20 protein-coding genes, 1 tRNA gene, 1 rRNA gene, 1 pseudogene and 1 riboswitch are annotated in these 26,031 nt (G+C 66.1%); of the genes and pseudogenes, 9 read left to right on the top strand and 14 right to left on the bottom strand.

The genetic code is table 11. From position 1 onward, the window contains the following. Positions 1–7 precede the first annotated feature (7 nt). Together gcvP and ACYQ1Z_RS04970 are read right to left on the bottom strand one after the other, a co-directional pair. Positions 8–2,875, bottom strand: coding sequence for an aminomethyl-transferring glycine dehydrogenase (gene gcvP, locus ACYQ1Z_RS04975; RefSeq protein WP_459791395.1), 2,868 nt, complete (start codon positions 2,873–2,875; stop codon positions 8–10). 192 nt (positions 2,876–3,067) lie between these two features. After that, positions 3,068–3,164, bottom strand: a riboswitch (glycine riboswitch). 142 nt (positions 3,165–3,306) lie between these two features. After that, a complete protein-coding gene (locus ACYQ1Z_RS04970; protein WP_459791394.1) occupies positions 3,307–3,843 on the bottom strand; it encodes a TetR/AcrR family transcriptional regulator in 537 nt (178 codons plus the stop codon). A gap of 84 nt (positions 3,844–3,927) precedes the next feature. Between ACYQ1Z_RS04970 and ACYQ1Z_RS04965 the strand changes: the two genes are divergently transcribed. Next, entirely contained in the window at positions 3,928–5,493 is a 1,566-nt protein-coding gene (locus ACYQ1Z_RS04965; protein WP_459791393.1) for an MFS transporter, read from the top strand. 107 nt (positions 5,494–5,600) lie between these two features. Here ACYQ1Z_RS04965 and ACYQ1Z_RS04960 read toward each other — a convergent pair whose 3' ends face one another. Then, positions 5,601–6,080: a Dps family protein gene (locus ACYQ1Z_RS04960; RefSeq protein WP_459791392.1), complete on the bottom strand. Its 480-nt coding sequence runs from the start codon at positions 6,078–6,080 to the stop codon at positions 5,601–5,603. Between the two features lie 222 nt (positions 6,081–6,302). Between ACYQ1Z_RS04960 and ACYQ1Z_RS04955 the strand changes: the two genes are divergently transcribed. Beyond that, positions 6,303–7,859 (top strand): APC family permease, encoded by a 1,557-nt coding sequence (locus tag ACYQ1Z_RS04955; RefSeq protein WP_459791391.1) that lies wholly within the window; start codon positions 6,303–6,305, stop codon positions 7,857–7,859. A gap of 95 nt (positions 7,860–7,954) precedes the next feature. Here the strand turns inward: ACYQ1Z_RS04955 and ACYQ1Z_RS04950 are convergent, their stop codons facing one another. The 3 genes from ACYQ1Z_RS04950 to ACYQ1Z_RS04940 all read right to left on the bottom strand — a co-directional run bounded on the left by ACYQ1Z_RS04950 (position 7,955) and on the right by ACYQ1Z_RS04940 (position 9,320). Further along, on the bottom strand, positions 7,955–8,506 hold the full coding sequence (locus tag ACYQ1Z_RS04950; RefSeq protein WP_459791390.1) for an AMIN-like domain-containing (lipo)protein: 552 nt from the start codon (positions 8,504–8,506) through the stop codon (positions 7,955–7,957). A gap of 214 nt (positions 8,507–8,720) precedes the next feature. After that, positions 8,721–9,023 carry a DUF4193 domain-containing protein gene (locus tag ACYQ1Z_RS04945; RefSeq protein WP_459791389.1) on the bottom strand — a complete coding sequence of 101 codons (303 nt, stop codon included), beginning with the start codon at positions 9,021–9,023 and terminating at the stop codon, positions 8,721–8,723. A 93-nt stretch (positions 9,024–9,116) separates the two neighbouring features. Beyond that, complete coding sequence (locus tag ACYQ1Z_RS04940; RefSeq protein ID WP_459791388.1) at positions 9,117–9,320, bottom strand: hypothetical protein; 204 nt, start codon at positions 9,318–9,320, stop codon at positions 9,117–9,119. Positions 9,321–9,463: 143 nt separating this feature from the next. Here ACYQ1Z_RS04940 and ACYQ1Z_RS04935 point away from each other — a divergent pair. Then, positions 9,464–9,808: pseudogene (locus ACYQ1Z_RS04935) on the top strand (hypothetical protein); the annotation flags it as partial. A gap of 60 nt (positions 9,809–9,868) precedes the next feature. Here ACYQ1Z_RS04935 and ACYQ1Z_RS04930 read toward each other — a convergent pair. The 5 genes from ACYQ1Z_RS04930 to ACYQ1Z_RS04910 form a co-directional block, all read right to left on the bottom strand. After that, on the bottom strand, positions 9,869–11,122 hold the full coding sequence (locus tag ACYQ1Z_RS04930; protein ID WP_459791387.1) for an MFS transporter: 1,254 nt from the start codon (positions 11,120–11,122) through the stop codon (positions 9,869–9,871). A 22-nt stretch (positions 11,123–11,144) separates the two neighbouring features. Beyond that, positions 11,145–13,313: an elongation factor G-like protein EF-G2 gene (locus ACYQ1Z_RS04925; RefSeq protein WP_459791386.1), complete on the bottom strand. Its 2,169-nt coding sequence runs from the start codon at positions 13,311–13,313 to the stop codon at positions 11,145–11,147. A 136-nt stretch (positions 13,314–13,449) separates the two neighbouring features. Next, complete coding sequence (locus tag ACYQ1Z_RS04920; RefSeq protein WP_459791385.1) at positions 13,450–13,875, bottom strand: ChaB family protein; 426 nt, start codon at positions 13,873–13,875, stop codon at positions 13,450–13,452. Between the two features lie 184 nt (positions 13,876–14,059). Next, positions 14,060–14,136, bottom strand: a tRNA-Thr gene (locus tag ACYQ1Z_RS04915). Positions 14,137–14,317: 181 nt separating this feature from the next. Beyond that, positions 14,318–15,196: a DsbA family protein gene (locus tag ACYQ1Z_RS04910; protein WP_459791384.1), complete on the bottom strand. Its 879-nt coding sequence runs from the start codon at positions 15,194–15,196 to the stop codon at positions 14,318–14,320. Between the two features lie 178 nt (positions 15,197–15,374). Between ACYQ1Z_RS04910 and ACYQ1Z_RS04905 the strand changes: the two genes are divergently transcribed. From ACYQ1Z_RS04905 to ACYQ1Z_RS04890, 4 genes are all read left to right on the top strand, one after another. Then, entirely contained in the window at positions 15,375–16,877 is a 1,503-nt protein-coding gene (locus ACYQ1Z_RS04905; protein ID WP_459791383.1) for an alpha,alpha-trehalose-phosphate synthase (UDP-forming), read from the top strand. Continuing rightward, the gene (gene otsB / locus ACYQ1Z_RS04900) at positions 16,867–17,697 is read left to right on the top strand and encodes a trehalose-phosphatase (protein WP_459791382.1); all 831 of its coding nucleotides are present in this window, start codon (positions 16,867–16,869) and stop codon (positions 17,695–17,697) included. Before ACYQ1Z_RS04905 ends, otsB begins: the two co-directional genes overlap by 11 nt. Before the next feature lie 220 nt (positions 17,698–17,917). Then, on the top strand, positions 17,918–19,000 hold the full coding sequence (locus tag ACYQ1Z_RS04895) for an ABC transporter ATP-binding protein (protein ID WP_459791381.1): 1,083 nt from the start codon (positions 17,918–17,920) through the stop codon (positions 18,998–19,000). Positions 19,001–19,172: 172 nt separating this feature from the next. Further along, complete coding sequence (locus ACYQ1Z_RS04890) at positions 19,173–20,588, top strand: DUF4032 domain-containing protein (RefSeq protein ID WP_459791380.1); 1,416 nt, start codon at positions 19,173–19,175, stop codon at positions 20,586–20,588. Here ACYQ1Z_RS04890 and ACYQ1Z_RS04885 read toward each other — a convergent pair. Next, on the bottom strand, positions 20,585–21,961 hold the full coding sequence (locus tag ACYQ1Z_RS04885) for an FAD-binding oxidoreductase (RefSeq protein WP_459791379.1): 1,377 nt from the start codon (positions 21,959–21,961) through the stop codon (positions 20,585–20,587). The two genes, ACYQ1Z_RS04890 and ACYQ1Z_RS04885, sit on opposite strands and share 4 nt — an antisense overlap. A gap of 182 nt (positions 21,962–22,143) precedes the next feature. Here ACYQ1Z_RS04885 and ACYQ1Z_RS04880 point away from each other — a divergent pair, with 182 nt between their 5' ends. After that, a complete protein-coding gene (locus ACYQ1Z_RS04880; RefSeq protein WP_459791378.1) occupies positions 22,144–23,877 on the top strand; it encodes a glycoside hydrolase family 13 protein in 1,734 nt (577 codons plus the stop codon). A 2-nt stretch (positions 23,878–23,879) separates the two neighbouring features. Beyond that, the gene (locus ACYQ1Z_RS04875) at positions 23,880–24,989 is read left to right on the top strand and encodes a LacI family DNA-binding transcriptional regulator (RefSeq protein ID WP_459791377.1); all 1,110 of its coding nucleotides are present in this window, start codon (positions 23,880–23,882) and stop codon (positions 24,987–24,989) included. On the opposite strand, the gene ACYQ1Z_RS04870 is transcribed toward ACYQ1Z_RS04875, so the two are convergent. After that, complete coding sequence (locus ACYQ1Z_RS04870) at positions 24,973–25,464, bottom strand: SRPBCC family protein (protein WP_459791376.1); 492 nt, start codon at positions 25,462–25,464, stop codon at positions 24,973–24,975. The two genes, ACYQ1Z_RS04875 and ACYQ1Z_RS04870, sit on opposite strands and share 17 nt — an antisense overlap. 197 nt (positions 25,465–25,661) lie before the next feature. After that, a 5S ribosomal RNA gene (gene rrf / locus ACYQ1Z_RS04865) occupies positions 25,662–25,778 on the bottom strand. Between the last annotated feature and the right edge of the window lie 253 nt (positions 25,779–26,031).

Raw genomic sequence — 26,031 nt, 5'->3', positions numbered from 1 at the left:
CCGGTCCTCAGTTCTCGAAAGCTGCGTTGTCCTCGAAGGCTTCGAGGGGCGGGCAGGAGCAGATGAGGTTGCGGTCGCCGGCGGCGCCGTCGATGCGGCCCACGGGCGGGAAGTACTTGTCCTGCTTGTGGTGCGCGGGGAAGGCGGCCTGCTCGCGCGGGTAGGCGCGGTCCCAGTCGGAAGACACGACGGCGGCTGCCGTGTGGGGTGCGCGGCGCAGCGGTGAGTCCTGCACCCTGAAGTCCCCGTTGGCCACCTGGTCGATTTCCTTCCGGATAGTGATCATCGCGTCAATGAAGCGGTCGATCTCCGCGAGGTCCTCGGACTCGGTGGGCTCCACCATCAGGGTTCCCGCCACCGGGAACGCGAGGGTGGGGGCGTGGAAGCCGAAGTCGATCAGGCGCTTGGCCACATCCTCGGCGGTTACGCCGGTGCGGGCTGTGAGTTCGCGCAGGTCCAGGATGCACTCGTGGGCCACCAGTCCGCCTTCACCGGTGTAGAGCACCGGGAAGTACTCGTTGAGGCGGGCGGCAACATAGTTGGCAGCGAGCAGCGCGGACTTTGTCGCCTCGGTCAGGCCTTCTCCGCCCATGAGCTTTACGTAGGCCCAGGAGATCGGCAGGACACCGGCGGAGCCGAACCGCGACGCGGAGATCGGGACGTCCGTGGCGCCGGAGCCTGCCTTCCAGGTGGTGGCATCGCCGGGCATGAAGGGTGCCAGGTGCGCCTTGGCAGCAACGGGTCCGACGCCGGGTCCGCCGCCGCCGTGCGGGATGCAGAAGGTCTTGTGCAGGTTCAGGTGGGACACGTCGCCGCCGAACTTGCCCGGCTGCGCCAGCCCGACCAGGGCGTTGAGGTTGGCGCCGTCGACGTAGACCTGCCCGCCGGCGGCGTGGACGGCGTCGCAGATCTCTGTCACGTCGCCGTCGTACACGCCGTGGGTGGACGGGTAGGTGATCATGATGCAGGACAAGGCGTCCTTGTGGGCCTCGATCTTGGCCTGCAGGTCGGCGTGGTCGATGGTTCCGTCAGGTGCCGTGGCGACCACCACGACCTTCATGCCGGCCAGGACCGCGGAGGCGGCGTTGGTGCCGTGCGCCGAGGCCGGGATCAGGCAGATGTTGCGCTGTTCGTCCCCGCGGGAATGGTGGTAGCCGCGGATCGCCAGCAGGCCGGCGAGTTCGCCCTGGGATCCGGCGTTGGGCTGGATGGACACCTGGTCGTAGCCGGTGATCTCGGTCAGGTCAGCTTCCAGCCCGGCGATCAGTTCGCGCCAGCCCTCGGTCTGGGAGTCAGGTGCGAACGGGTGGATGGACGCGAATTCCGGCCAGGAGATGGCTTCCATCTCGGCGGTGGCGTTCAGCTTCATGGTGCAGGAGCCCAGCGGGATCATGGTCCGGTCCAGCGCCAGGTCCCGGTCGGAGAGCTTGCGGATGTAGCGCAGCAGCTGGGTCTCGGACCGGTGCGTGCTGAAAACCGGGTGCTGGAGGTAGTCGGAAGACCGTTCGACACCGGCTTCCAGGGCAAACTTCCCTTCGCCGGTGACGGTGGCACCGAAGATGCCAGCGACCTCGGCGACGATGGCCGCCGTCGTGGTTTCATCCAGGGAAATGCCCACGGTGTCGGCATCCACGAAGCGCAGGTTGATGCCGCGGGCCTCGGCGTCGGCGAGGATGACGGCCGCACGGCCGGGGACGCGGACGGTCAGGGTGTCAAAGAAGCTGGTGTGCAGGACGTCAGCCCCGGCGGCGGCAAGGGAAGCTGCCAGCGTGCGGGCGTGGCCGTGGGCGGTTTCGGCAATCGCCTTCAGGCCGTCCGGGCCGTGGTACACGGCGTACATGGAGGCCACGATCGCCAGCAGCGCCTGCGCGGTGCAGATGTTGGACGTCGCCTTCTCGCGGCGGATGTGCTGTTCGCGGGTCTGCAGCGCGAGGCGGTAGGCGGGGACACCGGCGTCGTCCTTGGAAACGCCCACCAGGCGGCCGGGCAGCGAACGCTCCAGGCCCTTTCGGACGGCCATGTACGCGGCGTGCGGGCCGCCGAAGAACAGCGGGACGCCAAAGCGCTGGGCGGAGCCGACCGCAATGTCCGCGCCCTGCTCACCCGGCGGCGTGATCAGGGTCAGCGCCAGCAGGTCCGCGGCAACGGTGACCAGGGCGCCACGTTCCTTGGCCTCAGCGATCACTCCGGACTGGTCCCAGACGCGTCCGGAAACACCGGGTTGCTGCAGCACGATGCCGTTGATGTCGCCCTCGGGCAGGCCCTGGGACAGGTCGGCGACCTCCACCTCGAAACCGAGCGCCTCAGCGCGGCCCTTCACGATCGCGATGGTCTGCGGAAGCACATCGATGTCCAGGACGGTCTTGCCGTCGGCGGCCGGCTTGGCCTTGTTGGCGCGGCGCATCAGCAGCACGGCTTCGGCGACGGCGGTGGCTTCGTCCAGCAGCGACGCGTTGGCGATGGGCAGTCCCACCAGGTCCTGGACCATGGTCTGGAAGTTCAGCAGCGCCTCGAGCCGGCCCTGTGAAATCTCCGGCTGGTACGGGGTGTAGGCGGTGTACCAGGCCGGGGACTCAAGGATGTTGCGGCGGATCACCGGCGGGGTCACGGTGTCGTAGTAGCCCTGCCCGATCAACTGCACGGCGGTCTTGTTCTTCCCGGCAATGCGGCGCAGCTCGGCAAGGACCTCAACCTCGCTAAGGGCGTCGGAGAGCCGAAGCGCGGTCTCCTGCCGGATGACCTTGGGAACGGCGGTGTCAACCAGGGAGTCGACGGTGTCGTAGCCGACGGCCTTGAGCATGGCGCTGACGTCCGCTTGGCGGCGTGCGCCGATATGGCGGTCTACGAAGGTGGTGGAGGCTGAACTAACCGACACGAAGGAACTCCAGGTACTCAGGCGGCGCAGGGTACGCCGCAGCGATTCGGGTTCCTCCCCGCTCTGTATTGGACCTGAGAGTTTCCGCGTGCCGGCCGTGGGCCGGGCTCCGCTTGCACCGTCGGTGAGCACAACAGTCCGGGATTCCGTGGGGATTCACCGGGCGGACTGCCTGCTGCTTTCCAGAGGTGCCTCGCCGCGGCGGTACATGGGCCTGTGAGATTCCTGGGGAGGATTTGCTCCTACGGCGCCTGCTGTACTTCCGGCAGAACTCTCCCGCCGCAGATCAAAGGCTATTCACTTGGATTGCGCGGAAGCCGGCAACGGCTCCCACAGCGATTAATTGTCCTACGCCCCCGGCCACGTAGCAAATGGTCGCCGGGCAAATGGCAGGCAACTGGTCGCCGGGCCATTGGCAGGCCCATGCAGGGCTACCGGCGCAGCCGTTCCAGGGCGGCCAGCAGGTCGTCCACGTCGGAGCCTGCACCGCCGGCCTGCGCGGGGCCTACGGAGAGCATGGCGTTGAAGTACAGGCCGTCGCCCATGTAGAGCACAGCCTTCGCCAGTGCAGGCCCCACGTCAGCGGCAATTTCGTCCAGCCAGCGCTGCTGGATGGCGGCGAACCGGCGCCGGGTCTCCTCGTGCGCCACCTCCGCCAGCCTGGTGGCAGCAACGATCACCCTGTCCAGCGGGGTGCCGGCCCACACGGAGGTGCGGATGAAATACGCGGCCGCACCTTCGTCCGCCCGGGCCATGGCATCGGCGTCTGCTCCAGCAAGCTGGTCCAGGCGGTCCAGGAGCACCTGGATCAGGGCTTCCTTGTTGGGAAAGTGGTAGAGGAGGCCGCCTTTCGAAACCCCGGCTTTTGCCGCGACAGCGTCCAGGGTCGCCGCCCGCTCCCCCACGTCGATGAGGAGGGCTTCAAAGGCGTCGAGGACAGCTTCACGCGCTACAGGTTTTCGGGGCATGCCTTCCATCATGCCTTCCCGGGCGGGCGGGACTTCACCCCCGGAGCATTTATAACTGTACCGTCTGGACGGTATAGTTATTTCATGACCACTTCCCCTTCCCGCACCCGGCACCCGGTTTCCCCCGCTGGCGCCTCCGGCATCCGCGCCTCCCGTCGGGACTGGCTCGCCTTGGGATTGCTGATGTTTCCGGTCCTGCTGGTCGCCGTGGACAACACAGCCCTGACGTTCGCCCTGCCGGCCATCGCCCGCGCGCTGGATCCCTCGGGCGTCCAGCTCCTGTGGATCGTCGACGCATACCCGCTGGTGCTGGCCGGCCTGCTGGTTTCCATGGGCAGCCTCGGGGACCGCATCGGCCGGCGCCGCCTGCTGCTGATTGGCAGTTTCGGCTTCGCTGCACTGTCGGCAGCCGCGGCGTTCGCCCCCACCGCGGAGTGGCTGATCGCCGGGCGGGCGTCGCTGGGGTTCTTCGGCGCAATGCTGATGCCCTCCACGCTGTCCCTGATCCGCAACATCTTCCCGCAACCCAACCGCCGCCGCCTCGCGGTGGGCATCTGGGCCGCAGGCTTCTCCGGCGGCGCAGCCCTCGGCCCAATCTTCGGCGGCTGGCTGGTCGAGCACTACTGGTGGGGCGCCGTCTTCCTCGTCGCCGTTCCCCTGATGCTGCCGCTCATGGCCCTGGGGCCGGCACTGATTCCCGAGTCCAGGGATCCCTCCCCCGGCAAGGTTGACGTCCCAAGCGTCCTGCTCTCACTGCTGGTGATGGTCCCCCTGGTCTACGGCATCAAGGAAATGGCAACGGAGGGGCCATCCCCTGCCGGCATCGCCACCGCGGCGTTCAGTGTGGCGATGGGGGCGGTGTTTGTCCGGCGCCAGCTGAAGCTGGAGCATCCGCTGCTCGACATGTCCCTGTTCCGGAACAGTGTGTTCAGCATGGCCATCACCGCCAATGTCCTGGCCCTGTTCTCCTTCAACGGCTTCATCCTTTTCCTGGCGCAGCACCTGCAGCTCCTCGAGGGGATGACTCCGTCGGCAGCGGGGGTTGCGATGATCCCGGCGCTTGCCGCCACGGTCGTGTCGGGACTTGCGGTGGTGCCGCTGGTGCGGCGGGTCCGCCCGGGATTCGTGGTGGGCGCCGGGCTCGCATTCAGCGCTGCGGGCTACAGCCTGGTCGCGTTTGGAAACCACGACGGCGGCCCCTCACTGCTGCTGGCCGCCCTGCTGGTCCTGGCGCTGGGAGTGGGCACGGCGGAGACCATTTCCAACGACCTCATCCTGGGTGCGGCCCCGCCGGAAAAGTCGGGCGCCGCGGCGGCGGTATCGGAGACCGGTTACGAGGTGGGCGCACTGCTGGGTACCGCAGTGTTGGGCTCCATATTGACAGCGTCATACCAGCACAACCTGCGGCTGCCGGCGGCCCTGGCGGAGTCGTCCGCACCCGGAGCCGTCCACAGTGCGCGGGAGACACTGGCCGGTGCCATGGACCTTGCATCCACCCTGCCCACTCCCCTGGCGGATGCTGTGCGCACTGCCGCGGCCGGCGCGTTCGCTTCCGGCGTCCACGTGACTGCGGCGATTGGCCTGGTCCTGATGGCGGCGGCGGCAGTCAGCGCCGCCGTCGTGCTTCGGAAGGTGCCGAAAGCGGCCTAGCGGCACCGGCTCCAACGGCAATCACCAGGACAATAAAAAGCGCCCGGCGCCGGAGGTCAATCTCCGGCGCCGGGCGCCTCTGGCTGCTGAAGCCCGGCCGCGGCGGACTACTTCGAATCCGGCGCGGTGACGCTGGCGGTGGGCTTGAGGGTTTCGGCGTTCACCATCCAGGCGAACTGCTCCAGCTTGAGGATGAACTCGTGCAGGAGGTCGGCCGATGTGGGGTCCTCCTCATCCACCTCATCATGGACCTTGCGCATGGTGCCCACGGCGGCTTCGAGCGCGGCGACGATCCGCTCGATGGCATCCTTGGTGCTGATCAGCCCTTCGGGGAACTGCGCCAGGCTGGTGGATCCGGAAACGGTGGAGCTGCGGCCGTCGGGAAGGGCATGCAGGGCGCGCATGCGCTCGGCGGTGTCGTCGGCGAACTGGCGCGCGGCGTCCACGATCTCGTCCAGCTGGAGGTGGAGGTCGCGGAAGTTGGTGCCCACGATGTTCCAATGCGCCTGCTTGCCCTGGATGTGCAGCTCGATCAGGTCCGTAAGTACGGCCTGCAGGTTGTTGGTCAGTGTCGGTGAAGCTTTCATCAGTCCTCCTCGAATGGTCCAGTACGTGTGACGCTACCAGCCCTGCCTGCGCATGGAGCGGCCGGCCGGGCAAGTTTCTCAGTAAGCTTACTAACCCTGCCCGGCAGTCATAAACGAACGTGATTCATATCTCCCCTTGCGCGAGCGGCGTCCGCCCCCCATACTAAATGAACGTCATTCATATAGTGACCATGGTCATACAGTCTTCCAGAAAGTGGTGCCATGACAGAGACGCTCCGCACCAGCACGTCTTCCGCCGGCTCCGGCAACCAACCATCCGCCAGCGGCGGAATCTCCTCCAAGGGACTGAAGGGCGGGCAACTGGGGCTCCTCGCCGTCGTCGTCCTCGGCATCTCCACCATCGCCCCCGCCTATACCCTCACCAGCGCACTGGGCCCCACCGTCAATGAAGCCGGACTCCAGCTGCCTGTCATCTTCCTCATCGGCTTCATCCCGATGATCCTTGTCTCCCTCGCCTACCGGGAACTTAACGCCGACTCCCCGGACAGCGGCACCACCTTCACCTGGGTCACCAAGGCCTTCGGCCCCTGGGTGGGCTGGATGGGCGGCTGGGGGCTGCTGGCCGCCAACATCATTGTGCTGTCCAACCTCGCCGGTGTTGCCGTGGACTTCTTCTACCTGTTCCTGTCCCAGCTCACCGGAAACGCCGAACTGGCCGCCCTCGCGGATAACAAGGTCCTGAACGTCGCCACCTGCCTGGTGTTTGTTGCCCTTGCGGTCTGGGTCAGCTACCGCGGCCTGCACGCCACCAAGCTGGTCCAGTACGGCCTGGTGGGTTTCCAGCTGCTGGTCCTGGGCCTGTTCGTCGCCATGGCCTTCGCAAACTGGTCCAGCTCCGAGACGGCCATTCCGTTCAGCTGGGATTGGTTCGATATCACCAAAGTGGAAACCTTCAGTCAGGTGGCCGCAGGAATTTCGCTGTCCATTTTTGTTTATTGGGGGTGGGACGTGTGCCTGACCCTGAATGAGGAAACGGCCAACGGCAAGAAGACGGCGGGAGTGGCCGGGACCTTGACCGCCGTGATCGTGCTCGGCATCTACCTCCTGGTGAGCATCGCCACCATGATGTTCGCCGGCCTGGGCGACACCGGCAACGGACTGAACAACACGGAAATCCACGAGAACATCTTCACGGCCCTGGCCTCCCCCATCATGGGTCCGTTTGCCATCCTGATGTCCCTCGCCGTGCTGTCAAGCTCAGCGGCGTCCCTGCAGTCCACCTTCATGTCACCGGCCCGCGGGCTCCTCGCCATGGGCCACTACGGCGCCCTGCCGGAGCGCTTCGGCAAGGTCAGCAGGAAGTTCGCGACGCCGGGCTTCGCCACCATCGTTGCCGGCATTGTTTCCGCGGGGTTCTACGCCGTCATGCATGTGGTCAGCGAAAACGTCCTGAACGACACCATCGTTTCGCTGGGCCTGATGATCTGCTTCTACTACGGCCTTACCGCCCTTGCCTGCGCCTGGTACTTCAGGCACAGCGTCTTCAGCAGCACCCGCAACTTCATCCTGCGTCTGGTGTGCCCGGTGCTGGGTGGGGTGGGCCTGTTCGTGGTGTTCTTCCAGACCGCCGTGGACAGCCTGGCGCCTGACTTTGGCAGCGGCTCTGAGGTTTTCGGTGTTGGCCTCGTGTTCATCCTTGGCGTGGGCATCCTCGCCCTGGGCGCGGTGTTCATGCTGGTCATGGCGCGGCTCCGGCCCGGATTCTTCCGCGGCGAGACGCTCCGGAAGGACACCCCCGCGCTGGTGGTTCCGGAGTAGGAAAACACGCAGCCACAAAGGTGCCGTGCCCCAGGCTTCCGGGGCACGGCACCCTTTGTTGTTAACGGCGGCGGTTTACTACGACGGCGCCTGCGTCACCAGAAGTGCGCCACGTCAACGACCAGCCGGGAACCTGCGCCGGGACCATCCAGGGTGAACACCCTGAACGGAAGCCGGGCACGGACGCCCAGCCCAACCGTCGTGTAGCCCTCGTAGCTTCCTGCCCAGGCCACCTGGCGGAAGGTCTGGTAACCGGAGACGTTGGAGAGTTCAGCCTGGTTGGCGGGGTTGTACGTGGGCTGGCCGGTGGCCGGGTCATAGGCGGGCGCGTTCAGCTTCACCTGCAGCCGGGCACCGCCGCGAAGGGGCACGGGGAATCCGGACCCGTCCTGGACCACCTGGGGTACGTAACGGACGGTGTACCCGGACGCCGGGCCATTGAGGTCCACCACCAGCCGGTCGAAGCAGTAGTGCTGCCCGGTCCGGACGTTGGTGACGGATGCTGCACTGAAGGAATCTTCAGCCTTGGACAGGGACCCCCAGACCAGTCCGCAATACGAGGTGGTCGCCGAGGCGGGCCCCGGAACCAGTATTCCCAGCCCGACAGCCATAAGGATGGCCGAGAGCCAGACGGTGAGTTTTTTCATTGTGGAGCCACCCAAGGAAGGAGCGATTGGATAGCTCAAGATTAAGTCGGCAGCGGGCCCGAAACGAGGGCTGTGGCCGCTTCGGAGCGGAACCGTTAGGGTGCCGCCGGCAGCATAAACGGACCGTAAATCCGGGCCTGCCTACGGGCCTTTCTTGACGCTTTTGGTACCGGATCTGCACCCCGCTGTTACCGCGGGTAACGGCGGCGCAAGACTAGCCTTCACACTCGATGCAGTACTTCTGGCCGTTCTTTTCGCGGGCCACCTGGGAGCGGTGGCGGACCAGGAAGCAGGACCCGCACGTGAATTCGTCCTGCTGCTCGGGAACCACAATAACCGTCAGTTCCTCGTTGGAAAGATCGGCCCCTGGCAGGTCGATGCCTTCGGCGGTGTCGTTCTCGTCGACGTCGATGACGGCGGTCTGCGCGTTGCCGCCCCGGGAGGCCTGGAGGGCTTCAAGCGAGTCAGCCGGCGACTCTTCTTCCTGCTTGCGTGGAGCATCGTAATCGGTAGCCATTGCGGTGTTCACTTTCGTTGCTGCACAGCGCCATTACCGGCACCTCAGTGCAGCAGTTTAGGGCATGCTCCCGCCACCGGCGCAATAGTGTGGTCAAGCGGACATCCTGTTGCCCCTGCCGGCCGCCGCGGCTTGGTCGTTGTGTGCCTGACCTGCGGCTATGGCCACTCCACTCAGTGCGGGCAGCCAGCCCCAACGGGTGGCGTCCGCCATTGCCCCGGCAGCATCGTCCTGCGATTCACAGATGAAGGTGTCGGAAAGCCAGCCGCGGACCCGGCACAGGAAATCTGGTGTCATTGCTGCAACCTATGCGGCCGATGTTGTGGGCGTGTTTCGCTCCGGTGGCACCGGCGTAAATCCATGGCACTTTTCCGGCCGCCGTCCTACGCTGGAACCGCTTGGCCGTTGGGTACCGGTGTCCGGATTTTCGAGGAGGCAGCATGGCAGTGAAGCTGAACCGCAAGGCCCTCACGCACGCGCGGAAGCTCATCGAGGCAGGCAAGTTCGTGCGTGACATCCGGGATGACTGGAGTGAGCACGCGCCGTCCACCGACCAGGAAAATTCGTTCATCGACAAGCACGGGTTCGGGGATTATGCCGAGTGGCACCTTGGCAAGGATGACGGGAAGTCGGAGGGCACCAAGGGCAGTGTCAGCTTTCCGTATGGGGATTTCAGCAAGGTCCACCGTTGCGCGGTGATCTCGCTGGAGGGCAGGGCCGCCCAGTACGGCCACGACGATATCCGTGAGGCGGCGCGGAAGCTGCTCGAACTGATGGACGCGGACCGAACCGTCCGCCGCTGGTTCTCAACCTGTTCCGGCGCCGCCCGGGCACCGGCGCGTGCGTCAGGGCTTAGCCGTGACATCCGACGCCGTATCCGCCTGCGAGCGCTGCCGCCTGCTCAGCAGGATGAACGGTGCCGCGAGCAGCTGCACGGCACCGCTCACGGCCAGTGAGGCCGGGTAGCCATACAGGTCTGCGGTCCGGCCGAGCGCCGGCTGGATAACGACGCCGCCGCTCGAGCCCATCAACGAGTCGAAGCTGAGCACCGTGGCCCGCTGCCTCGACTCAATCATGTCGTTCAGGTAGGCCTGGCGCACTGGCGTCCCTGCCGCCCCCACCACTGCCCACAGCGACAGGAGCACCAGGGCCAGCCAGAAAACGCTGGTGAACAGCAGCCCCACCAGGATCAGGCAGCTGATGAGGTTGCTGGCGATCAGCACCGTGGTCCGCCTGCGGACCAACTGCCGCACCCGCGGCGCCATCCATCCGCCCACGATGTCCGCGCCGGCCACAATGGCGGCCGCCAGCCCGGCGATGGCGTAGGCGCGGGGATCACCGAACAGCTGCAGCAGGTAGGGCTGCAGTGCATAGAAGACGTAGAAGCCCACTCCCTCCGTGAAGGGTGCGGCCAGCATGATAAAGCGCACGGGCGGGTGCTTGAAGCCGCTGTCGATCGATGCCTTCAGGACGGACCGGGTGGCCCGCAGCGGGTGCGCCGACCTTTCCGGTGTGAAACCGACGTCGCGCATCAGCAGGAAGGCGACGGCAAACATGGCCACCAGGACCCCGACACGGAGCAGGAACGGCACGCCGAGGGTGGTGGCCTGGGCGATCACGCCCCCGGCCACCGAACCGGCCAGCATCGCCACCCCGGACACCATCTGCCCCCTGCCCAGTACTGCCTCCAGCCCGCCGTCGTATCCGGAGAAGTGCAGGGCGTCCACCAGCCAGGCCTCGACGGCGCCGGAGAAAAATGTAAATCCGAGGCCCAGCAGCACCGACACCACGGCCCACCACCAGAAGGGGGCGGACCATTGCCACAGCAGGTAGTACAGGAAAGTAGACGCGGCCAGGGTGATGGTGCCGAGCAGGAAGGACACGCGGCGGCCCCAGCCGTCCGCCACGACCCCGGTCGGCACCTCGAAGAGCACCATGCCGGCGGTAAAGAAAGCGTTGGCGGCGAAGGCTTCGAGGTTGCTCAGCCCGGCGTCGAGCAGGAACAGGGTGTTGATGCCCCAGATGAACGAGGTCGCGAGCGTGTTGCCCAGCGTCAATACCAGGTACACGCGCTGGATCTTGCGGGCGGCGGGGTTCATCGGGGCTGAATCCAGGAGGGGCTCAGGACGGGCTGAAGCTTGCCGGCACGGGATCGTGCCGCAGGTAACGGCGGGTGAACCGCCCGGTTCCTGCCGTGAGGGCACGCAGTTCAATGGCGTAGCGCAGCAGTTCCTGGTCCGGCACTTCCGCGCTGATCTGCGTCAGCCCGTCCCCTGAGGACGTGGTGCCGGTGAGCCTGCCGCGGCGGCTGGAGAGATCGCTCATCACGGAACCCACGTGTTCGTCCGACACCGTGATGCCTACCGAGGACACCGGCTCCAGCAGCTGGATTTTCCCCCCGGCGGCAGCCTCCCGAAGGGCAAGGGCGCCGGCGGCCTGGAACGCGGCGTCAGAGGAGTCGACGCTGTGGGCTTTGCCGCCTGTCAGCGTGACGCGCACATCCACAACGGGGAAACCGGCTGACACGCCTTTCTCCATTTGCGCCCGGACGCCCTTTTCCACGGATGGGATGAAGGTGCCCGGAATGACCCCGCCCACGGTCTTGTCCAGGAACTCGAATCCGGCACCGCGGTCGAGCGGCTCCACGTCAATGTCGCAGACCGCGTACTGGCCGTGCCCGCCGGATTGCTTGACGTGCCGCCCGTGCCCGGACGACGGCACCGCAAACGTCTCGCGCAGCGGAGTCACCACATCAACGGTGTGCAGTTTCACCCCCTGCTCCCGGAGCCGGTCCAGGACAACCTCGGCGTGCGCCTCCCCCATGCACCACAGGACCAACTGGTGTGTCTCGGCGTTCCTTTCCACCCGCAACGTGGGATCACCGGCCGCAATCTTGCCCAGGCTCCTGGCGAGGGCATCCTCGTCGCTGCGCGAGTCGGGTTCCACCGCGACCGGCAGCAAGGGCTCTGGCATCTCCCACGTGGCGAGCATGAGCGGGTTGTCCCGGCCGGATATGGTGTCACCGGTTTCGGCGCTTCCCAGTTTGGCGAGCGCGCAGATGTCCCCCGCCACGGCATACGGCACCGGGCGAAGGGTCGCGCCGAGGGGTGAGTAGATGTGCGTGACGCGCTCGTCCGTGTCATGGTCCTGGTGGCCGCGGTCCGCCAGGCCGTGCCCGCCCACGTGCACGGGAGAATCCTCACGCAGGGTCCCGGAGAACACCCGGACCAGGCAGATCCGGCCCAGGAAGGGGTCGATGGAGGTCCGCACCACCTCGGCGGCGAGCGGTCCGGAGGGGTCGCAGCCCAGCGGGCTTCCGGGCTGGCCGGACAGGTCCGTCACGTCCTGCAGGCTGCGCTCCGTTGGGGGCGGGAATGCCCGGACCAGCACCTCCAGGAGTTCGGCGGTTCCCAGGCCGGTCAGCGCGGATGTGGGAAGGACCGGGAAAAAGGATCCGCGTGCGACGGCGGTCTCCAGGTCCTCGACCAGGACGGCGGTGTCGATGTCCTCACCGCCGAGGTAACGGTCCATCAGCGTTTCGTCCTCGCTCTCGGCGATGATCCCCTCGATCAGCTCACCGCGTGCCGCCTCCGCGCCTGCCAGCACGCCGGCGTCGGCGTTGCGCGTCAGCGGGCTTTCCCCTTCGGCGTATTCGGTGACCGTTCCGGAAAGCAGTCCCAGGAGGCCGGCAGCATCCCCGTCCGTCCGCACGGGCACGTAAAGCGGCAGGACGCCGTCGCCGAACGCTTTCCGGCAGGCGGCCAGGGCGCCGTCGTAATCCGCCCGCGGATGGTCCGTCCGCGTAATCACGACGGCCCGCGGCAGCCTTGCCTGCTCGCATTCACCCCACAGCGCGGTGGTGGTGGCGTCGATGCCGTCCACGGCGGAGACAACAAAAAGGGCGGCGTCCGCAGCCCGCAGCCCTGCACGCATTTCGCCGATGAAGTCCGGGTACCCCGGCGTATCGAGGAGGTTGACCTTGACGTCATCGATAAGCAGCGGCACCAGCGACAACGTCACCGATCTTTGCTGGTGTACAGCGGCCGGATCGGAGTCGCTGACAGTCGTGCCGTCGGCGATGGACCCCTTGCGGGTGATCATGCCGTTCGCCGCGAGCAGGGCTTCGATCAGCAGGGTCTTGCCGGCGCCCGAATGTCCCACGAGCGCGATGTTGCGGATCCGCGCGGGATCCTCCGCCGCCACCCCTGCGGATCCATCTGCGCGCCGCGTTTCCGGGCCGGTCCGGCCGCCGGATGTCCTCGCTGAGTCCTTGGTGCCTTTCACCGACATGGGAACCTCCTGGCGTCGTTGCCGTTCAACCCGTCCTAATGTGTCCTCTGATTCGACACCCTGTGAGGCGTTACGGCAAGAGTCGTGCCGGACGGGCTGCCCCGGACCCGGCCCTGCAGGCCCACGCGCGCGGCAGCTATTCCCGGGCTTTGCGGGTGGCGGCGTCGTTGGCCTTCTGCAGCGCCTTGACCAGTTCGTCCTTGCGCATCCTGGAACGGCCCTTGATGTCCATCTTTTTCGCGAGCCCGTACAGGTGCTCCTTTGAGGCATTTGCGTCGACGCCTCCGGCTGTGGGTTTGGATGACCCGGCACCGCGTTCTTCCGCACGCCTGTCCGAAGGGCCCTTTTTGTCCTTGGGCTCCCAGTGGTCCCCCACCTTCTCGTAGCTGTGCTTCAGGGAAGCGAAGGCGGTGCGGGCGGCACGGCCCTCGTCGTTGCCGTAGGACTCCAGGGCGGAATCGTAGGTTTTGGCGAACGTGTCCTGTGCTTTTTGGTCTGAACGCTGCAGCGTCGAGGGCAGCTCGTCCTTGCGGGCGTGGTCGTTCTTACCGGTCTTTGGCATGGCGCCCTGCCTCCTTTGATCAGCAGGCTGATTATTGGATGGCACCAGCCTAGTACTGCCCGACGGCAATGTGCCGGGCGTATCCCGGCGAAATGACGGCACGGAGCTGCAGGACGCGGTCAATCCGCGGCGAAGCCAGGAGTGGAAAACGAAAGCGGGGCCGGCTTCTGGCTGGCTGGCTGGCTGGAGCCCCCTGTCGGATTCGAACCGACGACCCCCGCTTTACAAGAGCGGTGCTCTGGCCAACTGAGCTAAGGAGGCATGCCCTTGCGGGCAGCGCCTTGACGGCGCTAGATAAGGGTAGCCCAACTCCTGCCGGTGGTAAAAACGCCTTCGCGCCGCTATTGGGGCGGGGGTGCCGGCAGAGCGGGCAAACGGAAACGGGCCCGTCTCCCGGCAAACCGGGGGACGGGCCCATTCGCGACAGTGATCCTGGCCGTGGCTAGGCCTTGGCGTCGATTGCGGCCTGGATCTCGGCGTTCAGGTCGGTGCCGCCGTCCCACTGCTTGCCGTCAATGAAGACGGTGGGGGTTCCGGTGACTCCGATGTTGGAGGCCAGCTCGGTGGAGTACTTGACGTAGGGACGGAAGGTCTTGTTGTCCACGCAGCTGTTGATGTCCGCGCCGATCTCGCTGGCAAGGGACTTGAGCTTGTCGTCGGAGAGGCCGGCGCCGCCTTCTGCGGGCTGGTTGGTGAAGAGAACCTCTACGTATTCGGCGTACTTGTCCGGCGCGGTGTCTGCCACGCAGGCGGCGGCGTTCGCGGAGCGCGAGGAGTAGTTGGTGCTGGACATCCGGTCCAGGAAGCCAAGCGGGCGGTATTCGAGCGAAATCTTGCCCTCGTTGCGCAGGCCGGTCAGCGCATCGTTGTAGGTGTCCTCAAACCGCTTGCAGACGGGGCAGATGAAGTCGATGTAGGCCACAACCTTGACCGGCTGCCCCTCCTCAGCCTCGGCACCCGGTGCCACCACGGGCGTGGGCGGGGTCTCCGGCTTGGCGGGGACGTTGGCGATGTCCACGGTGCTTGCATCGTCCGTTTCCTTGACCTCAGTGTTGGCCAGGAGCGTTACACCGCCGTTGGCGTTCGCGCCGGCAGGTACCGGGCCCTGGTCCGCGATTGGGGTGTTCTGGCGGATGCTGGTGGTGACGACCAGCGCCACGATGGCAAGAATGGCCACCACGGCAGCCACGATTCCCCAGCCGATCAGCAGCTTGTTGCGCTTGTCCTTCTTGAGCTGCGCCTCGCGGATCAGGCGCGCCTTTTCCCGCGCCTCCGCTGTCCGTTCAGCCTTGGACTTGCGTACTTCGTTTGAAGGGCTCATGTGTTCCTTGGGTCGATCGACGTGGGGGGACCACTTCGTGGCACCACCCCATTTTAGGGGAGAAACCTGAGAGCTTGCCTCTTCAAGTATTTGTCCCTCTTGACGAACGGACGAATGGCACCGAAGATTCCGGCACGGCTAGGGTGGGAAGAGGCACAAGCAACCCCAGGGGGCCGCAATGCAAACACCCGTCCAGGAAAAACCTGCCGCTACAGACGCGGCAGGCGCCGCCGGCAGCAGCCACGGCGAAGAGACAAAGTACGACTTCATGGTGGTCTCCAACAGGCTGCCGGTGGACCGTTGCGGCCCGGGTGACAGCGGTGACGACGGTTCCGGCTGGCGCCGCTCCCCCGGCGGACTCGTAACGGCGCTCGCACCCATGATGACCAAGACAGACGGCGCATGGGTGGGCTGGCATGGCGCCCCGGATGAGACGGTCACACCCTTCAGCCACGGCGGCATGGACCTGGTGCCCGTCCAGCTCAGCACCGACGACGTTGAGCTGTATTACGAGGGCTTCTCCAACGCCACACTCTGGCCGCTCTACCACGACGTCATCGCCCCGCCGGAATTCCACCGCACCTGGTGGGAGACATACCGCAAGGTCAACCAGCGCTTCGCGGACGCGGTTGCCCGCTACGCGGACCACAAGGCCACGGTCTGGGTCCAGGACTACCAGTTGCAGCTGGTGCCCCGGATGTTGCGGCAGGCGCGGCCGGACCTCCGGATCGGGTTCTTCAACCACATCCCCTTCCCCCCGCCGGAGATCTTCGCGCAGCTCCCGTGGCGCCAGGCCATCATCGACGGCCTGCTCGGCGCCGACCTCGTGGGCTTCCAGCGGCCCAGTGACGCCGGAAACTTCATGCGCTCGGCACGCCGCTTCCTGGGCGCCAGCGTCAAGCAGCAGCAGGTGCACGTCAAGGACGGCGACGGCGAGCTGACGCACATTTCCCGGGCACAGGCCTTCCCCATCTCCATCGACGTACAGCAGATCACCGAGCTTGCCGCCAGGCCGGACATCATTGAGCGCGCCCGGCAGATCAGGCAGGATCTCGGCAACCCCAAGACCATCCTGCTTGGCGTGGACCGGCTGGACTACACCAAGGGCATCCGGCACCGGCTGAAGGCGTTCGAGGAACTGCTGGCCGACGGCCGGCTCGCAGTGGGCGAAGCAACCCTCATCCAGGTAGCCTCGCCCAGCCGCGAGCGCGTGGAACAGTACCGCCTCCTGCGCGAAGAGGTCGAAGGCACCGTAGGCCACATCAACGGCACCTACGACACCCTCGAGAACACGGCCGTCCGGTACCTGCACCACAGTTACCCGGTGGAGGAAATGGTGGCGCTCTACCTGGCCGCGGACGTCATGCTTGTCACCGCCCTGCGCGACGGCATGAACCTCGTGGCCAAGGAGTACGTCACCGCCAGGACCAACAACGACGGTGCCCTGGTCCTGAGCGAATTCACCGGGGCGGCGGACCAGCTCAAGCAAGCACTGCTGGTCAACCCGCATGACATCGCCGGCCTCAAGAACACCATCATGAACGCCGTGGAACTGGCCCCGCGTGAAGCGTCCCGGCGCATGCGCGCCATGCGGAAGCAGATTTTGGAGCACGACGTCGACCACTGGTCCGCCGACTTCCTGCGCGCCCTGCACGAAAAGGTGGTCCGCGATGACTCCTGAGTTCTCGAAGGGACCGCTGGCCCTGTCGCCGGAGCTGCGCGAAGCAGTCCGGAACATCGCCCGGACCGACCACCTCCTGGTCGCCATGGACTTTGACGGGACCATGGCGCCCATCGTCAGCCACGCCGACGACGCCAGGCCCCTGCCGCGCGCAGCCGCGGCGTTCGCCGGCCTTGCCGTGCTGCCCCGCACGACGACGGCCCTCATCTCCGGCCGGGCCCTCGCCAGCCTCCGTGCGGTGGCTTCGCCGCCCGTGGATTCGCTGCTGATTGGCAGCCACGGCGCGGAAGCGTGGCTGGGACCGGGATCTGCCGGGCTGGCCCTGGACGAGGAACAAAAAGCGCTGCTGGCCGAGGTCCGGGCCATCCTGGCGGAAATCGTCGCCGAGGCCCCCGGCACCATGCTCGAGGACAAGCCGGCCGGGGTGGTGCTGCACACCCGCCAGGCGGCCGACGACGTCGCCGCGGATGCAGTGGCGGCCGCCCGTGCACTGCTGCAGGACCGCAAGGGAGTCTTCCTGAAGGACGGCAAACGGGTCCTCGAAACGTCCGTGGTCAACGCCTCGAAGGGCGAGGGGGTCACGTTCCTGCGCCAGATCACGGGCGCTACGGCGGTGCTGTTCGCTGGTGACGACACTACGGACGAGGACGCCCTGGCGCGGCTCGAACCCGGGGATGTGGGCGTTAAAGTGGGGCTGGATTTCACGCAGGCCCAATACCGCGTGGAGGCTCCGGTCCACGTAGCAGAGCTGCTGGAAACGTTGCTGCAGGAGCGGAGCATCGCTGTCGCAGAAGAGGATTCACCAGCCACCTCCAACTAGCGAGGTGGGCAAGCCCACGTGTGACGTTCGTAACATTTGCGCCAATAGGCATACGCTCTGACATACTCTTGCTTGTGATGTGGCGCACAGACACCGTGCGGCGTCACTCGGTGCACTGCGGCTTCGTTGGCCGTGCGCCATGCAACACAAAACTGAACAAACATGAACCATTCACAACGGATCGTCCGGCACGTACCTGCCGGTGAAGGGATTGATAACTGTGGCTACAGTTACTTTTGACAACGCTACGCGTCTGTACCCGGGCACAGATAAGCCCGCCGTCGATAAGCTCAACATCGACATCGCCGATGGCGAATTCCTGGTCCTCGTTGGACCCTCCGGTTGCGGCAAGTCCACCTCCCTGCGCATGCTCGCAGGCCTTGAGGACGTCAACGCAGGCCGCATCCTGATCGGCGACCGCGACGTCACGGATGTTCCCCCGAAGGACCGCGACATCGCGATGGTTTTCCAGAACTACGCGCTGTACCCGCACATGACTGTGGCCGACAACATGGGCTTCGCACTGAAGATCGCCGGCGTTTCCAAGGAAGAACGCGCCGAGCGTGTCCGCGAAGCCGCCAAGCTCCTCGACCTCGAGCAGTACCTGGACCGCAAGCCGAAGGCACTCTCCGGCGGCCAGCGCCAGCGCGTCGCCATGGGCCGCGCGATTGTGCGTAACCCGCAGGTCTTCCTCATGGATGAGCCGCTGTCGAACCTGGATGCCAAGCTTCGCGTCCAGACCCGTACGCAGATTGCATCCCTCACCCGCCGCCTGGGTGTCACCACCGTCTACGTGACGCACGACCAGGTCGAGGCCATGACCATGGGCGACCGCGTGGCCGTGCTGAAGGACGGCCTGCTGCAGCAGGTTGACACCCCGCGCAACCTCTACGACCGTCCCAAGAACGTTTTCGTGGCCGGCTTCATCGGCTCCCCCGCCATGAACCTGCTGGAACTTCCCGTCGTCGACGGCGGCGTGCAGTTCGGCGGCACCGTCTACCCCGTGCCGCGCGACGTCCTCGAAGAGGCACACGGCTCCACGGTCACCCTCGGCACCCGTCCGGAAGACCTTGAGACCGCTCCGCACGGCGAAGGCCTGAAGGTCGAGGTTGACGTTGTCGAAGAGCTCGGCGCCGACGCCTACGTTTACGGGCACACCACGCTGGACGGCAAGGACCACGACATCGTGGCACGCGTCGACGGCCGCCGTCCCCCGATGAAGGGCGAATCCATCTACGTTCGCCCGCAGTCCGGCCACGTGCACCTGTTCGACACCAAGACCGGCCTGCGCCTCGGCGACTAATCCCCACCGGCACCCTAACCTCGCTCCGCTTCGGCCAGGGAACCCTGCCAGCGTGGGCCCAACCAGATAACGACGGCGGCCCGCACCTTTCGCAATGGTGCGGGCCGCCGTCGGACTTTAACGCGCCCACGAGGATTTAGCCGGGCACCGCCAAGTACGGAAGAATTGGACCATGACCGAGGAATACAGCGCCCAGTGGCACGACGAACCCACCGACTACGCGCAAATCGGGAAACTGCCGCGGTTTGTGGCCGCCAGTGCCGACGACGGGAAGGCCGCCTCGGTTTCATCGCTCAACATCACCGCGGCCGCCGCTGATCCTGAGCTGCTCGACCTGCCCTGGCACATCGCCCTGGAGGACTGGCCGGCGCAGCACCTCGCCGCCCTGCCCCGCGGTATCTCCCGCCACATCGTGCGGTTCGCCCACCTGGGCGGCTCGGTGATCGCGATCAAGGAGACCTCCGAGCACGTTGCACGGCACGAGTACCACATGCTCCGCAAGCTCGCCCGCCTGGACGTTCCGTGCGTGGAACCGGTGGCCGTGATCACGGGCCGGGCCACCCCCGACGGCCGCCCGCTGAACCCGGTGCTGGTCACCCGCCACCTGAAGTTCTCCATGCCATACCGTGCATTGTTTTCCCAGATGCTCCGCAAGGACACACTGACCCGCCTTATCGATGCCCAGGCCCTGCTGCTGGTGCGCCTGCACCTGATCGGCTTCTACTGGGGCGACGTCTCACTCTCCAACACTCTCTTCCGCCGCGACGCCGGCGCGTTCGCCGCCTACCTGGTGGACGCGGAAACCGGTGAGCTGTACCCCGACCTGTCCACCGGGCAACGCGAGTACGACCTTGAAATCGCCCGGGTCAACATCGCCGGCGAACTGATGGACCTGCTCGACGGCGGGCTGATTGAGGAAAAAGTGGACCCCGTGGCCACCAGTGAACTCATCATGGACAGCTACCGCCGGCTCTGGGCGGAACTGACCGAGAAGGAATCCTTCGAACTCGGTGAGCGCTGGCGGGTTGGCGCCCGTATCCGGCGGCTCAACGAACTGGGCTTCGACGTCGAAGAATATGCCATCAAGACCACCCAGAACGGTTCCACGATCCAGCTGCAGCCCAAGGTTGTGGACGCCGGCCACCACCAGCGGCGCCTGCTGCGCCTCACGGGCCTGGATGCCCAGGAGAACCAGGCCCGCCGGCTCCTGAACGACATGGACTCCTTCCGGGCGGACAACAACCCGGACATGGACGAGGAATACAGCGCCCACCTGTGGGTCAGCCAGGTCTTCGAACCAATCGTCCGGTCCATCCCGCGGAACCTGTCCGGAAAACTCGAGCAGGCCGAAGTGGTCCACGAAGTGCTGGAACACCGCTGGTACATGTCGGAGAAGCAGGAACGCCACATTCCCCTGGCGGAGGCCGTGCAGTCCTACATCGATTCCATCCTGCGGCACCGGCGGGACGAGGCTGCCATCATGCTCAACCCGGACACCGGCATGCTCAAGATTCTCGAGGTGGAAACCGAGGAGTCCCGCTACGGGGCGGACGAGTCCATCGAGGAATACCCGGACGCCGACGACTAGCCCAGGATCGCCTTTCCGGGGTTGAGGATGCCCGCGGGATCGAAAAGCTCCTTGATCCTGCGCTGGATCTCCTGCAGGGGTTCCGGCTGCTCCTGGCCCAGCCAGCGCAGCTTGTACTGGCCCACGCCGTGCTCGCCGGTAATGGTGCCGCCCATGTCCAGTGCCGCCGTGATGGACTCATCCAGCGCCCGCTGCAGCCGTTCCATCGCCGCATGGTCCGGGCCGGTTGACTCCCTCTCGATCCAGAAGGTGGGATGCAGGTTCCCGTCCCCAGCATGCGCAACCACTTTGAGGTTTACTGCGTGGGCAGCCGCCATGTTCTCCAGTGCGGCCACATAGTCCACGAGGCGGGAGCGGGGCACGGCCACGTCTTCGCCCACGCGGTACTGGTCATCCACCTCCGCGCCCCTGCTATGGCGGCGCAGCTCCACCAGCCGCTCGGCCTCCGCACTGGCTTCGGTAGTGACCGCCGCGCCCCCTGCGCGCAGCACGTTCCGGACAACCTCCGCCTCGGCGGCGGCCCCGAAGCCGTCCGTCTGGACCAGCAGCAGGGAGCCGCCGCGTGCGCCGAGGTCCGATCCGTGGATCTCGTCCAGCTGGGCCAGCGTGCCGCCGTCGAGCAATTCCATGATGGCCGGCTGCACGCGCGCCTTGCCCACGGCCAGGACGCCTGCGGCGGCCAGCCGGAAGTCCGGGTAGAAGGCGGCAACCGTATGCACCTCCTGCGGCAGGTATTTCAAACGCACCGTTACGCCCACCACGATGCCCAGTGTCCCTTCAGAACCCACGAACAGCCCTGTCAGGTCGTAGCCTGCGACGCCTTTGAAGGTCTGGTGTCCGGTGTGGAGCAGGGAGCCGTCAGCGAGCACCACGTCCAGGGCGAGCACGGAATCGCGGGTGACGCCATACTTGGCGCAGCGCAGGCCGCCGGCGTTGGTGGCCACGTTGCCGCCGATCGTGGAGGAACGGAAGCTGGCCGGATCCGGCGCGTACATCAGGCCGTGGGCGGCGGCCGCGTTGTTCAGCACCGCGTTGACAACGCCCGGTTCCACCACCGCAGTCTCATCGTCAGGGTTTAGGGCAAGGATGCGGTCCATCCGTTCAAGGGACAGGACAATGCAGTTCTTGGTGGCGTGCGCTCCGCCCGACACCCCGGTTCCGGCGCCGCGCGGGACTACCGCCACTGCCCTTGCGGCACAGGCACGTACCACCTTCTGGACATCCGCTGTCGATTCCGGGAAGACGACGGCGAGCGGCATCTGGAAGTCGATGATCGGCGCCTGGTCCACGGCATACCGGCGCAGGGCTGCCTCATCCAGGTGGACCTGGCCCGGGGCCAAAAGGGCCTCAAGCTCGTCAACTACGCTGCCCACCAAAGCCTCCACCCGTCGTCGGACATGTCCACCCAGTCTAGGCGCATGCCGCGTAACGCGGGCACACCCTCTGCAAGCGTTTCCATACCTGACCTGCAACGTTGCCCGTTTCCGTGGAAGCTCATCGCTTAATGCGGCTGGAAGCGTTTCCATTTTGATGCCTGCCACCATATGCTGTCTCCATGTCTGTCGAAGCTGTGATCCCGGGCACGTCCCCGGAGGTCGGACCGCTCACGCTCATCCACGCCCCTGACAATGCCCCGGGCTGGTGGCGCTCAGCGGTGATCTACCAGGTCTACCCGCGGTCCTTCCGGGACCTTAATGGCGACGGCGTGGGAGACCTCGCCGGCATCACGGAGGAACTGCCGCAACTGGCAGACCTGGGCGTGGATGCCGTCTGGCTCTCGCCCTTCTACCGCTCACCGCAGCGCGACGCGGGCTACGACGTCAGCGACTACTGCGACGTGGACCCGATCTTTGGAACGCTTGGCGACTTCGACATCATGATGGCCGAGTCCCACCGCCTGGGGCTGCGCGTCATCGTGGACCTGGTGCCCAACCACTGCTCCGACCAGCACGCCGCATTCCAGGCCGCCCTCGCAGCAGGACCGGGCAGCCCGGAACGCGAGATGTTCATTTTCCGGGACGGCACCGGTCCTGGCGGGCATGAACCGCCCAACAACTGGCAGTCCCACTTTGGCGGGCCGGCATGGACCCGGGTGACCGGAGACGACGGCGAGCCGGACCAGTGGTACCTGCACCTCTTTGATTCGTCCCAGCCGGATTTCAACTGGGATAACCCGGCCGTCCATGCCGAATTCGAACGGGTGCTCCGGTTCTGGCTGGACCGCGGCGTGTCCGGCTTCCGGGTCGACGTCGCGCACGCCCTGGTCAAGGCTCCCGGGCTGCCCGCCTGGGGCGGCCGTGCTGACGGTGCCAGCAGCGACGGGTTCCCGGGGCATGAGGCGCCCATGTTCGGCCAGCCCGCCCTGCACGATATCTACCGCAGATGGCGGAAGGTGCTGGATGAGTACGGTCCGGACCGGATCCTCTGCGCCGAGGCCAATGTCGATCCGCTGCCGCGGCTCGCCAACTGGGTTAAGCCGGACCAGATGCACCAGGCCTTCAACTTCCCCTACCTCCACGCCGGACTGGACGTGCACCGGCTTCGCGGGGTGGTCACCGATTCCCTGGTTGCCCTCGACGCCGTCGGGGCGCCAAGCACATGGGTGCTTTCCAACCACGACGTCGTCCGGCACGCCAGCCGCTTCGGCTACAACGGGAAGGGCCCACGGGACGGGGACGGCATCGGACCCGCCGACCCGCAGCCGGACACCGACCTCGGACGCCACCGTGCGGCGGCAGCGTCCCTCTTCATGTTGGGCCTGCCGGGCGCCGCCTACCTGTACCAGGGCGAGGAACTGGGGCTGACGGACGGCATCGACATCCCCGGACACCTGCGCCAGGACCCCACCTTCGCGCGGACCGGCGGCGAACGGCTGGGCCGCGACGGCTGCCGCGTTCCCTTGCCGTGGCGTGCCGGCGACCCGCACCTGGGGTTCGGTTCCGGGCAGCAGCCGTGGCTGCCGATCCCCTCATCCTTCGAATCACTGGCCCGGGACCTCCAGGCAGCCTCGCCGTCGTCGCACCTCTCGCTGTACCGGAGGGTTCTTCGGCTGAGGCGGGAGCTGGGGATGGGGCGCGGTTCGCTGGCCTGGGCGGAGGACTGGTGCACGGGTTACTCGTTGGCGTATCTCAACGGCACTACGCTGGTGCTTATGAACCTCAACCACGAGCCCCTGGCCATGCCCGCCGGGGAAGTCATCGTCCGCAGTTCGGCTGCAGCCACCGGCCACCTTCTGGCGTCCGGTGAGACGGCCTGGATCCAGTTTGGACCCGGCACGACAGCTCCCTGACGATGGCAGGAATCAAGGAGGTGGCCACCAAGGCCGGCCTCTCCGTCGCCACAGTGTCCCGTGCGCTCAGCGGGAAGGCCAACGTCTCGCCGCGGGCGCGCCGGCTGGCACAAGAGGCGGCACGGGAACTGGGGTTCGTCCCTTCCTACCACGCTTCAAGCCTCGCTTCGGGGCGTAACCACAATATCGGGCTGGTGGTGCCGCACGTGCACCGCTGGTACTTTTCGTCAGTGCTGGACGGCGTCTCCGAAGCACTGCTGGACGCCGGCTACGACCTGACGCTGTACAACGTGGGTGAGCAGCCGGAGCGGCGCAGCAGCGTGCTCAGTGATTTCCTGCTCCGGAAGCGCCTCGATGCCGTGATTGCCGTTGCTTTGGTGCTCAGCGAGGATGAAATCCAGCAGCTGCTCGACGTGCACCGGCCCATCGTGGGCATCGGCGGGACACTGCCCGGAGCCTCCAGCATCAGGATCGACGACGAACGGCTGGCCCGGGAGGCTACCGGCCACCTCATCAGCCTTGGGCACACGCGGATCGCCCACTTGACCGGCGACGCGGCCCTCGACCGGGACTTCAAGCTGCCTGGCCTGCGCCGGCATGGATTCAAAGCGGCCATGAACGACGCCGGGCTGCCGATCCATCCGGGCTGGCAGGTGCCTGCCGACTTTACTATCCAGGGCGCCTACGCCGCGGCACGCCGGCTCTTGGGCGGGTCAGGGGAACGCCCCACTGCAATCTTCGCGGCCTCCGATGAAATGGCGGTTGGCGCCATGCTCGCAGCACGGGACTTCGGGCTGCAGGTACCCCGGGACTTATCCGTGGTAGGCATCGACGGGCATGAGCTCGGTGAGACATTTGGCCTTACGACGATCAGCCAGGATCCTCGCGGACAGGGGCGCATGGCAGCCCGCACAGCCCTCAAGCTGCTGGGCGAGCCAAACGGTGAGCCCGACGCCGGCACGGCGGCCGGGCGTCCGGAGAAACCTCGGCCTGTGGACACTTCCCCCACTGACCCTGCCACCACTGAGGTGGAATACCCTACAGAATTCGTTATCCGAACCAGCACGGCGGTGCCGCGGGACAGCCGGCCGGCGCCTAGACCGCACCCATAAAGCGGGCGTATTTAGCGAGGATCATTGGCCACGCGCTGACGTAGATTTCCCGGGCTGCTGAGGGATCCTCTGCGCCTTCCCATCCCTCATGGAAGACCTGCACCTCGGTACCGTCGTCGACGGGCCTGAAGACGACCAGCAACTCCGTCGACCAGAGGGCGGTAGTCCCCGGGTGCCAGGTGGCGTGAAAGGAGAACGGGGGCTGCCAGTCATCGAGAGTGCCCCATATACTCGTGCGGCCGTCATCAGCTGTCTCAAGGATGAGGTTTTCCTCGAACTCCACATAGGAGCCGGCGCCGTAAACCCCCATGGATTCCAGCGGCCACCACAGGTGCGTGTGGTCAGTGAAGCCGGCGAATGCATGGGCCACACTGCCTGGCACAACAACTGTGGTGATCACGGGCTCGAGGGGTTCTGAACCGGCGTTGCTGTCGCTGTCCCAGGGCTGCTGGCCATGGCTGAAGAGGCTGCTCATGGAGACCAACTCTACCGGTGCCCCTCCCCCGGCTGCTCTACCACTTCCGGCGGCTTTTCCCGGATGCCCTATCACTTCCGGTTGGTGTGGCCGGGGGTTGGGGACTGTATCTGATGGGGCGTCCGGGTTGGGTACTGTGTGGGTGGTTAAAGAGGTAGGGCCCTGACATTCCTTGTCAGGGCCCTACTGTAATTTATGTCCGGCGGTGTCCTACTCTCCCACACCCTCCCGGGTGCAGTACCATCGGCGCTGTGGGTCTTAGCTTCCGGGTTCGGAATGGGACCGGGCGTTTCCCCCACGCTATGACCGCCGTAACCCTTTACCCGAACCCCCTGGTGGGGGTGGGAAAACTTTTGTGGTTACAACATGTGGTGTTGTATTCAATTGTGTTGGTTCCGTGACAGCCCGGGGGTTGCCGGGTTGTTGGTTGGGAACCACATAGTGGACGCAAGCAGAATATGTATGTTTTCTGTGTGGTGTAAGTTGTTGGCCTATTAGTACCGGTCAGCTTCACGAGTCGTTAGTCCTCGCTTCCACATCCGGCCTATCAACCCAGTGGTCTGGCTG

It is taken from the genome of Arthrobacter sp. AD-310 (assembly GCF_054656615.1).
Note: the sequence above shows the minus strand (reverse complement) of the source record. Positions and strands in the feature narration are given on the sequence as shown.